This is a genomic window from Gaoshiqia sp. US2 (genome assembly GCF_059705485.1).
Genome location: NZ_AP048550.1, coordinates 1,781,258 through 1,793,847 on the forward strand (window position 1 = coordinate 1,781,258; position 12,590 = coordinate 1,793,847).

The 12,590-nt window shown below is 47.1% G+C and carries 9 protein-coding genes; 3 read left to right on the forward strand and 6 right to left on the reverse strand.

Annotation, left to right across the window (positions count from 1 at the left end; genetic code table 11):
- Nucleotides 1–192 precede the first annotated feature (192 nt).
- From AC6H3C_RS07050 to AC6H3C_RS07060, 3 genes are all read left to right on the forward strand, one after another.
- Nucleotides 193–2,484, forward strand: coding sequence for a sodium-translocating pyrophosphatase (locus AC6H3C_RS07050; protein ID WP_497520007.1), 2,292 nt, complete (start codon nucleotides 193–195; stop codon nucleotides 2,482–2,484).
- A gap of 81 nt (nucleotides 2,485–2,565) precedes the next feature.
- On the forward strand, nucleotides 2,566–2,970 hold the full coding sequence (locus AC6H3C_RS07055; RefSeq protein ID WP_497520008.1) for a PaaI family thioesterase: 405 nt from the start codon (nucleotides 2,566–2,568) through the stop codon (nucleotides 2,968–2,970).
- A gap of 94 nt (nucleotides 2,971–3,064) precedes the next feature.
- Nucleotides 3,065–4,078 carry a dihydroorotate dehydrogenase-like protein gene (locus AC6H3C_RS07060; protein ID WP_497520009.1) on the forward strand — a complete coding sequence of 338 codons (1,014 nt, stop codon included), beginning with the start codon at nucleotides 3,065–3,067 and terminating at the stop codon, nucleotides 4,076–4,078.
- 156 nt (nucleotides 4,079–4,234) lie between these two features.
- Here the strand turns inward: AC6H3C_RS07060 and AC6H3C_RS07065 are convergent, their stop codons facing one another.
- The 6 genes from AC6H3C_RS07065 to AC6H3C_RS07090 form a co-directional block, all read right to left on the reverse strand.
- A complete protein-coding gene (locus tag AC6H3C_RS07065; protein ID WP_497520010.1) occupies nucleotides 4,235–5,878 on the reverse strand; it encodes a glycoside hydrolase family 9 protein in 1,644 nt (547 codons plus the stop codon).
- Nucleotides 5,879–5,968: 90 nt separating this feature from the next.
- Complete coding sequence (locus tag AC6H3C_RS07070; protein ID WP_497520011.1) at nucleotides 5,969–7,528, reverse strand: PepSY domain-containing protein; 1,560 nt, start codon at nucleotides 7,526–7,528, stop codon at nucleotides 5,969–5,971.
- A 90-nt stretch (nucleotides 7,529–7,618) separates the two neighbouring features.
- Nucleotides 7,619–8,836, reverse strand: coding sequence for an alginate export family protein (locus AC6H3C_RS07075; RefSeq protein ID WP_497520012.1), 1,218 nt, complete (start codon nucleotides 8,834–8,836; stop codon nucleotides 7,619–7,621).
- 11 nt (nucleotides 8,837–8,847) lie between these two features.
- Nucleotides 8,848–10,362: an ammonia-forming cytochrome c nitrite reductase gene (gene nrfA, locus AC6H3C_RS07080; RefSeq protein ID WP_497520013.1), complete on the reverse strand. Its 1,515-nt coding sequence runs from the start codon at nucleotides 10,360–10,362 to the stop codon at nucleotides 8,848–8,850.
- A gap of 12 nt (nucleotides 10,363–10,374) precedes the next feature.
- Nucleotides 10,375–10,947, reverse strand: coding sequence for a cytochrome c nitrite reductase small subunit (nrfH, locus tag AC6H3C_RS07085; RefSeq protein WP_497520014.1), 573 nt, complete (start codon nucleotides 10,945–10,947; stop codon nucleotides 10,375–10,377).
- Between the two features lie 189 nt (nucleotides 10,948–11,136).
- Complete coding sequence (locus AC6H3C_RS07090; RefSeq protein WP_497517007.1) at nucleotides 11,137–12,384, reverse strand: IS4 family transposase; 1,248 nt, start codon at nucleotides 12,382–12,384, stop codon at nucleotides 11,137–11,139.
- Nucleotides 12,385–12,590 lie beyond the last annotated feature (206 nt).

Sequence of the window (12,590 nt, forward strand, 5' to 3'; positions counted from 1 at the left end):
CACGAAAATTTGATTTCGCGATACAAGTTCATAGGCATGTGATTATCTTTAACGTTGAAAAAAATCAAAATTGGCCTGCCTTATAACATTTCGTGTTCCGGTCAACATCAATTATTGTTATTTTAAGGCCCAATTTCATTAAACTAAAGGAAACTCTAACCGCAACAAAGTTGCATAAAAATAATAAAACCTATGAACGCTATTTTTTGGATAGTTCCTCTTTGCTCTTTGATAGCATTGATATTCGCATGGTTTTTCTTTAAATCCATGATGAAAAACTCAGAAGGTACCCCACGAATGATGGAAATTGCCCAATACGTGCGCGAAGGGGCTATGGCGTACCTCTACCGGCAGTATAAAGTTGTTGGAATTGTGTTTGTAATCATCATGTTGATTTTATTGCTGCTTGCCTACCTGGGTGTTCAGAACCCGTTTGTGCCCATTGCATTTCTAACCGGAGGTTTCTTTTCAGGCCTGTGTGGTTTTCTGGGAATGAAAACGGCAACTTATGCCTCTGCCCGTACGGCACATGGCGCTTCAAAATCGCTGAACCAGGGACTGAAAGTGGCTTTCCGGAGTGGCGCTGTGATGGGATTGGTGGTCGTAGGCTTTGGTTTGCTCGACATTGCTGCCTGGTATTGGTTCCTGAATGAAGTCATTTTCACACCGGAGCACATGACAAACGGGATGCATTTTGCCGGTCTCAACTTTGTCCATGCCGGAACCAGCGAACACCAGAAACTGATTGAAATTACCACCACCATGCTGACCTTCGGGATGGGCGCATCAACCCAGGCTTTGTTTGCCCGTGTTGGCGGCGGTATTTACACCAAAGCAGCCGATGTGGGCGCCGACCTTGTGGGGAAAGTGGAAGCAGGTATTCCGGAAGATGACCCGCGCAACCCGGCAACGATTGCCGATAACGTGGGCGATAACGTGGGCGATGTAGCCGGTATGGGAGCCGATTTGTACGAATCGTACTGCGGATCCATTCTGGCGACGGCTGCTCTTGGCGCTGCGCTTCCCGTTGCCGCTTTAAAAACTTCGGGCATGGAAACCGAAATGGCAGTGATTGCCCCGATGTTGGTGGCCGCTATCGGTATCATTTGTTCGATCATCGGTATTTTCATGGTGCGTACGAAAGAATCGGCCACGCAAAAGAATTTGTTGAATGCCCTGTTGATCGGAACCGGCGGCGCTTCTCTGTTTATTTTGATCGCGATGCTGGGAATGGCGGCCTTGGGTTGGATCACTTACGGCGTATTTGGTTCGGTAATTATTGGTTTGGCTGCCGGGGTCATTATTGGACAGGCAACCGAATACTTCACCTCCGATGAATACAAACCCACTAAAGGGATTGCCAAACAAGCCCAACAGGGCCCTGCCACCACCATCATCGATGGGATTGCCGTTGGGATGTACTCGACCTGGATTCCCGTCGTGACCATCGTGCTGGGTATAACCGGTTCATTCTGGTCGGCAGGCGGATTTGAGCATTTTGCAATGGGTGTTTACGGTATTGGTTTTGCCGCTGTGGGCATGCTTTCTACCCTGGGTATTACCCTGGCAACCGACGCTTTTGGCCCGATTGCCGATAATGCCGGCGGTAACGCTGAAATGTCTGAGTTGCCTAAAGAAGTCCGCGAACGCACTGATGCCCTGGATATGTTGGGAAACACCACGGCTGCAACCGGTAAAGGTTTTGCCATCGGTTCTGCCGCGTTGACGGCCATGGCGCTGATCTCAGCCTACATGGAGGAAATTCGCCTCTGGTTTGGAAAAATTGCCGGACCCGAAGGTTTTGTTACAAAAGGAGACTTCGTATTCTACACGACCATAAAGCCCGCTGTTGAGGAAGGTATTCAGGCGATCCAGATTTCGGCAGCCTCGGTAAAGGATTTCTCTGCGGCTTACGATATTACCTTATTTAATCCCTTGTTCCTTGGCGGTATTTTCCTCGGATCGATGATGGCCTTTGTATTTTGCGCCATGACCATGAAAGCTGTTGGCCGCGCTGCCGGCGCTATGGTGGATGAGGTGCGCCGCCAGTTCCGCGAAATTGCCGGAATTATGGAAGGAAAAGCGACTCCTGAATATGCCAAATGTGTTGAAATTTCGACCCGGGGGGCGCAACGCGAAATGTTGTTGCCTTCGCTGATTGCCATTATAGTTCCGATTGCCGTTGGCGCCATCATGGGTGTGGCCGGCGTGGTTGGCCTGCTGGCCGGAGGGTTGACCTCAGGTTTTACCCTGGCGGTGATGCTCAATAATGCCGGAGGCGCCTGGGATAATGCTAAAAAATACGTCGAAAAAGGAAATTATGGCGGTAAAGGTAGTGAAACACATAAAGCCAGTGTTGTAGGCGATACCGTTGGCGACCCCTTTAAAGATACTTCAGGCCCCTCGCTGAACATCCTGATCAAACTAATGACGATGGTTTCGGTGGTTATGGCGGGTTTGACGGTAACCTTGAGTTTGTTGTAATTTATCCGATCAATATAAATCGCATTGAAAACCTGTGGGTTCCGGCTCACAGGTTTTTTTCTTCTTTTCACAAACTGAAAAATGATGACCGAACAACTAAAGGCTTTTTTTGAAAATGACCGCTTTGCGGCCCTGACAGGCGTTGAAATCGTGGAAGCCGGGGCCGGTTACTGCAAAGCAAAACTCGAAATTGCAGATAAACACCTGAATGCCGCCGGGGTGGTTCAGGGAGGCGCCATTTTTACCCTGGCCGATCTGGCTTTTGCCGTGGCGTCGAACAGTCGCGGGCAACTGGCCCTGGCGGTCAATGTGAATATTTCTTTTTTGAAAGGCAAATCGTCGGGCGCTTTGTTCGCCACAGCTACCGAGCTGGCCGATCCCAAACGCATCGGCGCCTACGATGTGCTGGTGACAGATGAAGACGGTGACCTAATTGCCCGTTTTAACGGACTGGTTTACCGGAAAAACGAGAAACATTCCTTTTAGCCCGGAACGATCTGTTATTTTCTCCGCTTATACATGAACAAAAGCTTGTTTGTTTGAGTTTTAGTAGCAGAAAACAACCCAAAAAATCAATATTATGGCAGATCTATCCACTACTTACATGGGGCTGAAACTGAAGAACCCGATTATTTTGGGGGCCAGCAACCTTGTTGATAAAGCAGACCTGATTGAACAACTCGAAGAAGCAGGCATCGGGGCAATCGTCTATAAATCGTTGTTTGAAGAGCAAATCCAACTCGAATCGATTCAACTGGACGAAGAGTTGCACGAGTATGAAAACAGGAATGCCGAGATGATCCGGCTTTTTCCCGACATGGAACATGCCGGCCCGAAAGAACATCTGTTTAACGTGAAAACCTTGAAAAATAAAGTGAAGGTTCCGGTAATTGCCAGTTTAAACGCCGTATATGAAGCCACCTGGGTAGAATATGCCCGCGAACTGGAACAAACCGGCGTTGATGCCCTGGAAATTAACCTGTATGCTGTTCCCGGGTACTTTGAAGTGGACGGCGATAAAATCGAGGATAAACAGGTACAGATTGTCAAGAGCATAAAAAAGGCGGTAAAAATTCCGGTGAGCGTTAAGTTGAGTCCGTTTTATACCAACACCCTGAATTTTATAAAAAAACTCGATGAGGCAGGGGCCGATGGTTACGTGCTGTTCAACCGTTTTTTTCAACCCGAGATTGATATTGAGAAGGAGTTGTTCCATTATCCCTGGAGTTTAACCCAGGCCAAAGATCATCAGTTGGCTTTACGTTTTTCGGGTTTGCTGTACGGAAATATCGACGCCAGTATATGCGCCAGCCGGGGTATTTCCGATGCTGAAGATGTCATTAAACTGTTGCTTGCCGGGGCCGACGTTGTTCAGCTGGTATCTGCCATTTACAGGAATCAGGCCGGGTATGTCACTACGATGATTAACGATTTGACCAACTGGATGAACAACAAAGGCTATAAAACGCTCGATGATTTCCGCGGAAAGCTTTCCCGGAAAAACATGGCCGATCCCTTTGCGTATCAACGGGCGCAATATGTTGATATTCTGATGAAATCGGAGGAGATCTTCAAAAAATATCCGATGGTTTAAATTCGGCATCGTTTAATCATAAAGGCTGTATCTAATACGTTCAGGCAGGTTACTTTTGTATGTTTTCCTGTTGAGTTCGTTTTAGATGCAGCTTTTTTTTGTGGCAAACAGATGTGCCGTTCAGCCGTCTACCTTTCTGATTGAGTTTGTTTTCGCTTACTCCGGCGACAGAAATCCGGCCAGGGCATACACGAGGGCTCCCTGCCAGTTGATGGCGATTTCATTGGTTGCGTAATCCTCTTCTTTATCAACCCAGCCGGTGGCTGAATGACCGCCCCCCACGAGGTAGCCGGGCCAGGGTTCGGGGAGATCATCTGATCCCGAGCGCCGGTCATGAGGGTTCATCGGCGGATTGATGCCAATACCGGTCACGAAGGAGCGGTTGTAGTAATTTCGTCCAAACAGGTGTGCAATGGCGTCGAGCGCAGTTTGTTTGTAAGCCGTTTGGGGCGACAAGCTGCAGGCAACCTGAAGGTTCAGCACCTGGCGTGCAATGGTGCCGTTACATCCCCAGTAATAGCGTCTGCCAAGGGGCCGGCCGTAAACATCACGGTTTCCTTTTTCGACGATTTGATCGGCAACAGCCAAAATATGATTGCTTATTTTCTCCTTTACTTCATCTGATTTTCCTTCTTTTTCAGATAAGATATAGGTAAACATGGCCAGGTTTGATACATCTCCCCAGTCCCAGTCCTCGTCGATGGTGAAATTCAATGAGGCAGCGCGCTGTTCAAAGTCGTATAGGTATTTGTCTTCACCGGTTGTTTCCCAGAGTTCTGCTGCTGCCCATATCCGGTCGTCGTCATCGGGTGATTGGTAACCGCCTGTTTTGAACTCCCCTTGTTCAAACTTTTTGTGTTCCGGATTTTCTGTCAAAAACTGATAACTCTGTTGGGCTGCATCCAGGCACTTTTGGGCATAGTCGGCATCAAAGGGTTTAAAATAACGGGCAGCCTGCGCCATTGTTGCAGCAAAATTGGCAGTCGCATCAGAACTCCATTCGGTGAAGTAACGTTTCTCATGATCTTCGTCTGCCCGAATGGAAGGGGCAAAGTTTTTACGGGTAAGCTTGTGTGAAACCCGGCCCGTCCCATCAGGGTATGACATGGTTAACAGCCAGTCGGTTTCCCATTTCAGTTCTTTTAAAAAATCAGGATAGCCGGGCGCTGTTTCGGGCAAATCAAGTGAAATCTCTTCCAGTTGATCCTGAAACCGGTCCCAGGCCATAAACAACATGCCGAGTGTTATCCCGGCATTCACGGTATATTTTCCGTAATCTCCGGCATCGTGCCAGCCTTTGGCGCCGTTACGCCGGACACCCGGATTGCCGGTGAAGTCGTCATATCCATCATCCATGTGACAGGGGCCATGTGAGAATGTGTTTTCATGGTGTTGTCCTGTTACGGCTGTTCCGCACCTCCACAGGTAAAAGGCGCGCATGGCGGTGTAATATACCGGCTGGTAAACTGCCGGTGAAATATCAAATGTTACTGAACGCTGGCCCCCGGATAATTCCAGGTAATAATTTCCGGCTGTTTCCAAACCCGAAAAATCAGCGATCAATACCTCCTGATCCAGGTCTTCCTGTTTAAACGGACCAGATAGTATTCCTTCGAAGACTACGGTATCGCCGGTTGTTTGTTTTATCACAAATGAATCTGCCTGCCCAATAATGCTTGCTTTTTTATGGGCGGAGGGCAAAAAACCGATGGAGCTCAGATGGATGCTTGTATCGGCTTTTTTTACCGGCTGGCAACTCATTAACAGTAGTCCGGTAAATAAAATAAACAGCTTTTTCATGTCAGATTGGGTTAGTTTATGTGGATAATTCCATCTTTTTTCACTAAAAATAGGATAAAAAGATGACCTTCATCCGCCTAAAGTGAAAAATTATGTTTGCGCGTGGTTTTTCCGTACCTTATTTTTCCGGTAGGCTTTCCACCAGATAAGAAAACCGCTGATTAGCACCATGAGCAGGCACAGGCCTGAAAGAGGCACGTACAGAATATAAAACGGGCCAAGCAGGTGTTCAAAAATTCGGCCGGTGTGGATTTCGAGTGCGGCATTCCACAGCGATACAGGTGAATTCTGCAACAACTCTTCCGTCATTTTCCAGTTTGGCAGTCCTTCAAAGTTTTGCATGCCCGAATTGTAGTCAAACAGGTAGTGTTCCTTCCCGTTCAGATTGATATACCCGGCGATCATGTGATCGGATATGGGGCGTCCGGTGCTGATTTGGGGCGGCTGCATGCTAAAAGCGTCAAGTACCGCACCGGTCGGGATATCCCAAATGAAGAGCCCGCTGAATGAGCCGACCAGGTACCTGCCTGGCGCCGTTTGTTCCAGTACATTGCAACCCATTACGCTCACCGGAGGTTGTATATTTATCCTTTTCAGCGGTTGTGTCAGCGATTCGTCAGCTATAAAGAAGCCGTCGGACGCGGAGATCAGGTAACTGTTCAGTTTTTCATCCCAGCTGGCCCGGCGAAGCTTGTCGAACCAAGGATTGGGATTGTCCAGGTGAGTGCCGGGTATCAGACCTACTTTTTTATGGGCGATAGGGATCAGCAACGGGGGCCTCAAAAAGATACCGGCCGTGGTGTTAATGATCAGAAAAGCAATGAAGATATAGCCCACTACGTTGTGCCATCGCAGGTTCAGCCGTCGTGTGGCCGTGAGGCGGCTGTTATCTTTTTGCCTGGCCTTTCGTCGTCTGGCTATTTTTGGAAAAAAGAAATGCAGCAAACCGGTAACCGAAAGCAGGATGGTAACCAATCCAAGCAGGTCGACAATTAATTTGCCTGTCAATCCAAACAATTCGCCGCTATGCAATTCCCACAGCGTGTTAAACAGCCCGGTTTCGCGGATATAGTTTTCAGGCTCCGGCAGCTGAATCGTCGTAAAGTTTGACCCGTCGGCCGATTTCAAAAGAAAATGACGGCTGAGGACCATCAGGCTGTCCTGTTTGATAAACAGATCTGTAAGCCGTTCTTCGCTCAATGGAAGAGGGACTTTTGCCCATCGATCGCCGGAGAGGGAGCGCTGGTATAAACCAAAATGGGTAGCGGCAAACAGCGATTTGTTCTGAAACGAAACGACCGTGTAAATTTTACGCTGATCGATGCCTTTCGGGAACCCCTGGTTGAAGTCGCTGATTTCGTCGCCGTTCTTTTTCCAGATGCCAATATTCCCGTAAATCAGGTGATTGACCGAATCGAGCGAAATTCCTCCCCGGACGGCGCTCATGTTCCAGTTTTTATACTGATAGCCGGGAGGCATCAGTTTCCGGCTGACATCGACTCCTGAAAATAGACTCCGGTGGTTTAAAATGATACCGGAAAATGCAAACAATATGGCCAAAAAGGCAATGACAATACCCGGCCATTTGTGTAGTTTGCGAAATAATTTTAACGATTTGTTTTCCACAATTATCCTTCCAATCATATTCATCTTCCGGCAATAATCAATCCCCCGCAATACGATCAGAGAGCCTGCCAGGTACTTTTTTTAAATCAATGATCTTGTTTGTTTAACAAACGGTTATTTGATAAAATTTGGCGTTACGCTAAGCATCAACCAACCCCAATAATTGGCCGCCGATTTGTCGCCGCCTTTGAGCAGTTCCATGCTGTCTCCGGCAAACATGTACGAGAAACCTCCGGTAATCATGGCTTCGGGACTGATTTTCCAACCGGCGCCCAGGTCAAGTTCGGTTCCCAGGTAGTTTTCAGCATCGGCATTTATTTTTGCCGCGGCCGAGAGATAATGGAGTTGGGCATTCAGATTCAGTTTCTCTTTGGTGTAGTCGTAACGCAGGTAAATATCATTTAACCCGACATTATTGAGATGATTTCCGACATAAAAATAGTCCATATGCCCGTTGAACTTATGGTTGGTGCCATACAAGGGGTTGAACGACTTATTTTTGTCGTCGTTGTAAGCTGTCCCGGATAAACGCTCATATCCCCAGGTTATCCCTCTTGGGCAGGTGGCTTCGAGCAGGAGGTTGTAAGCGCCGAGATCGTTTCCGGCAGCATCCTTCCCGGTTTGCAGGTAAGCGTTGGCCGCCAGTTTGTATTTTCCGATCATAAAATTGCCGTGCCCGCCCAGGGTTTGGCTGTAATTCACTTCTTGTCCGTCGGTCGTATTCAGGGGTACGCCGTTATTCAGCGCCAGCAGGCTCAGGCTTACTTCTTCCCACTTCTTGTTAAACCAGACAAATTGCATGTCTTTGTAAGCATCGTCTCCGTCGAACAGGTTATTGGTGATGTCGTTGTTCTCGTGATGGGCAACGGCCAGATGGAGATCAAAATCTTTCCGGTACTTCAGGATCGCCACATCGTGCGACCGGGCCTGTTGGGCCCAGGCTACATTGCCGAAAATGCGCTGGTCGTCGTACACCAGTTCCTGTCGTCCGGCTTTTAACGAAAGTTCGGTAGTGAAAAATACTTCGGCCCAGGCCTGGTGTACAGAGGTGGCAAAATCTTCGTTACCGACCAGTTGGGACTGGCTTCCCCAAATCCGCACGTCTTGTAATACCAGTCCGGTTTCAATTTTTTCAGACTTGTACAGCGCATTTAAACGGGTGCGTTGCGAAGTGAAAACAGAAACATCCTGATCTTTCAGGGCCAGGCTTTTGTTGGCGTGGCTTATTTCTGTCCGGGGACGGAACTCGCCGCTTAACGAAAATTGTGCCAGGGCGCTCGAACCGCTCATTGCGAACAGAATGACCAATAAGAATATGATTGTTTGTTTCATTTTTAACCCGATTAGTTGATTGAAATCTCCCAGGCCGATTCCCGTTCGTTGGCTTCTCTCAGCCATTCGGGAACAATGGTTCGTTTGAATTCTTCTTTTTCTTTGTTCCGGAACTCCATGTCCAGCCCGATAAATTGCTGGGCTTTGGCTTTTGTTGAAATATCCGGGTAGGGGAGTTCTTCATTAAAACCTTTTGATGCCAGCAGGCGGGCCAGTTTGATACGGGTTTCCTGCGCAATGGTCAGTCCTGTTGAAATAATACGTCCGGTTTCAATGGGGGCGTGGAATGCATTTCCGTGACCTGCTGCCGAATAATCCCAGCGCCATTGGGCATGACGGATACCGGTGAGGATGTCTTTCATTTCAGTTTCGGTAGCTCCCAGGTCCCAGGCTTTTTTTGCTTCCAGATGGGCGCGAACCAGCAGTTTCTCCAGTTGTTCGCGGTTTTCGATGATTTTATCCTGCCGTTCGTACACGCTTTGAACCAGTTTCATGGTTTCTTCGCGGTGGCAAACCTGGCACGAGTTGGCCACATTATTCAGAGGCGACTGGATATGGTGGTCGGTGAATTTCTGGCCGCCTTCCGATTTATAAGGCATGTGGCAATCGGCACACGAAACTCCGCGTTGCGCATGGATTCCCTGGTGATAAACTTCGTAATCGGGGTGCTGAGCTTTCAGCATGGGCGCTTTGCTCAGGGCGTGGGTCCAATCGCTGAAATTAATGGCATCGTAATATTCTTCCGCTCCTTCCACGGTCATGCCGTTTACCCAGGGGAAGGTGAGGTATTGGGCGCCCTCCACCTTATTTTTATCGAAATAGTATTCGACATGACACTGGGCGCAAACCAGGCTGCGCATTTCCTGATGACTCGCTTTGTTGATGTCCCTGCCCATCGCTTCGAAAGCTTCAACCAGCGCCGGCCGGGTAATCCGCAGGTTCATCGTGTTGGGATCGTGGCAATCGGCACAGCCAATCGGGTTAACTACTTCGGCGCCCAGACCGGCCCATTTCCCCTTGTAAAATTCACTCACGCCATTTTCTTTCATCAGGCGGGGAACATCCGGACTTTTACAGGTCCAGCAGGCCGATGGTTGAGGGCCTTCATTTTTATTTTTTGGACCGCCGGTACGTAAGGTATTCACAACATCCTCAATTGAATAATAATGACCTCTTCCCTGGTTGTAATCCCACGAGAATCCGTATCCGGCCCAAAGCACCACGAGTTCGGGAGCCTCTTCCAGCATATCTACTGTCGCGCTGCCGTTATATTTGCTCCTGAACGTCGTGTCGGCTGTTTGGTAGTACGACTGAAACTCGCGGGGGAAATTGGTCCCCCAAACAGCATTCCGGGGTTCAAAGTCCGAAAGTTTTACCTTGGGGATATTGACAAAACTGGCTTCAGCTCTTCGTTCCATAATCGACGAGGCTAACAGTCCGAGTAAAAATACGACAATGAGCGTACCCAGAAAAAGTAGCCAGCCAATAATGGGTTTTTCTTCGATGGTGGTTTTTAATGGTTTCATATTTTTGAGCGTTTAGTTGTTTCTGAAATTCTTGATCCAGTCGGGTACCGGGCTTTCCGGCAGCGGAACCCGGGCATAAGGTGTGCTCGACAGGCTGTTTACCCGCCCGTGGGGTACTTCGCGGTGGCAATCCCAGCATTTACGCGAGGTCCGGTTTTCTTTGTAATTGGCGATACAGGCCGATTGCCTGGCGTCCATCAATTGATTCTCGTGGCAGCGCACACAGTTCTGATGCACGACTTCAGCGCCTTCTTCCTTGATGAAAATAACCTGAGGCTCTTTTCTTAAGGTGAATATGGTGGCATGACGCAAACCATCCTTTGCTTTAAAATAATAGGTATTGAATACGTTGTCGTGCGGCACATGACAGTCGTTGCAGGTAGTGGCCTCCCGGTGCGAACTGTGGCTCCAGGTGGCATACTGCGGCGCCATGATATGACAGTTGACACAGGTCGCCGGATTATCGGAAATATAGGAATGGGCTTTGGACAAATAAACTGACAGGGCGAATAATCCGGAAAAAATTCCAAGTGCAATAATGACCGGAATTCGCCAGATTCCGGGAGGATGAAATTTTCGAATCATATCAGGTTGTTAATTGATTATATAAAACTACAAGGTATAATTCGTAAAAAATGTAATTGATGTTACAAAAACGGAAGATTTTTATAAAAAAAAACACTATTATCCGACTAACATGCAGATTTGAGATTTTTGATCTTTAATTGCATGATAATCAATTGTTATTATTTCTATTTCAAAAGTCACCCCCTGCTAAAAAGCAAGACTGGTTTGCATATTTGATATTGGTGACCCTCTTTGTTTCAAGTATTCTCGGTTAGTACTTCGAAGCAATTCAAATACATCAAGCAAACTAATCAGATGTATGCGAACTAACGAAGCCACAACTGAAAATGCTTTTTTTGTTTGGGCCATCTTTTGAATCACTGTCATTAGCAATTGTGCAATTAAGGTGCACCAAACCTGTGTGCGAATGGCATTCTCGTTTTCCCCGTAAAAGTAATGAAGCTGAAAGTTCTGTTTCATTTTTTTGAACAGCAGCTCGATGCCCCACCGTTTTTTGTATAAGAACGCTATTTCTTCGGCCGTACTATCCATGCTATTGGTGATAAACTCATAATACCGGTTCTTTTCATCCTGATAGCATACTTTTTTCAGGCGAAGGGTTTTCTTCTGCTTTGTTTGTTTTTTGCCATTTTCATCTTCAGGAGAGTACTCAATTTCTATGATTTCCTCCCGAAGTACCATTGCTTTTCCTTTCTGTTTTTGATGTTCCTGCAACACTTCAATGACCGTATAAAGGGCATTTTTCTTGATCCGGGTAACAAAAAAGACCGATTTACTTGTCCACAAGGCAAACTGATGGTAATAGTTATAGGCCCGGTCGAAAACAACCATACTGTACGAGATCAGTTCCAGTTCCTTCAAAAAGTTTTTGTCGTGTACTTTGGCTTCGGTTATTTTAATAAACCGTCCAACCGATTGTACTGCATCAATGAGCATATGAACCTTTAGCCCGCCTTTCTTTTTGCCATCGTTCTTGGGATTGCGTCCAACTCCTTTCAGAATATCACTGAATAACCGGATCGTGGTCGAATCGATCAGTAAGACTTCTTTAAAGGTGAGGCCAAAGGTTCGGCTGTCCGACAAAAAACTTTGATAATGGTGTACCAATTTAAAATAAACATCTTCAAAGAACTTGTTGTCCCGGTTGCGCATCCCATCGCAAGCGGTACTTTTGGCTGGCGCTTCTTCAAGCCCCAAATGGTTCAGCTTTCCGCCCAAAGCCCGCAGCCCTTCACATATCTCGGTCATCGAGTCGCACCGGCTAAAGATGCCAAAGAGAACCGTGATCAAATGTGTCTTTGCCTTAAAAGCTTTATAGTAATAATCAGCATTGTGCTTCTTTACTATACTGGTCAAACTGATGCCCTCTATTAAACTAATCACTTGTTTGAAAATCGGCTGTCCGACAAAATTTATTTCTGTATTTTTGCTCATGTTGAAGTTTTTTCGCAAAACAAACTTACAACATGGGGCCAAACCTTCGGGGAGTAACCCCTATTTATTTTTTTCCCCGTTCAGTAGTGAAAAAAAAACGGAAGATATTTCAAAAATCGATTCCCTTGTGTTTATTCAAACTGATTATAAATTACAACAATTTCAAATTATTAAAAATTGAGGCAGGCAGCTTACAATTGCTTGTT

Coding starts and splice junctions, on each gene's coding strand:
- AC6H3C_RS07050 (WP_497520007.1), top strand. CDS start 193: ATGAACGCTATTTTTTGGATAGTTCCTCTTTGCTCTTTGATAGCATTG.
- AC6H3C_RS07055 (WP_497520008.1), top strand. CDS start 2,566: ATGATGACCGAACAACTAAAGGCTTTTTTTGAAAATGACCGCTTTGCG.
- AC6H3C_RS07060 (WP_497520009.1), top strand. CDS start 3,065: ATGGCAGATCTATCCACTACTTACATGGGGCTGAAACTGAAGAACCCG.
- AC6H3C_RS07065 (WP_497520010.1), bottom strand. CDS start 5,878: ATGAAAAAGCTGTTTATTTTATTTACCGGACTACTGTTAATGAGTTGC.
- AC6H3C_RS07070 (WP_497520011.1), bottom strand. CDS start 7,528: ATGAATATGATTGGAAGGATAATTGTGGAAAACAAATCGTTAAAATTA.
- AC6H3C_RS07075 (WP_497520012.1), bottom strand. CDS start 8,836: ATGAAACAAACAATCATATTCTTATTGGTCATTCTGTTCGCAATGAGC.
- nrfA (WP_497520013.1), bottom strand. CDS start 10,362: ATGAAACCATTAAAAACCACCATCGAAGAAAAACCCATTATTGGCTGG.
- nrfH (WP_497520014.1), bottom strand. CDS start 10,947: ATGATTCGAAAATTTCATCCTCCCGGAATCTGGCGAATTCCGGTCATT.
- AC6H3C_RS07090 (WP_497517007.1), bottom strand. CDS start 12,384: ATGAGCAAAAATACAGAAATAAATTTTGTCGGACAGCCGATTTTCAAA.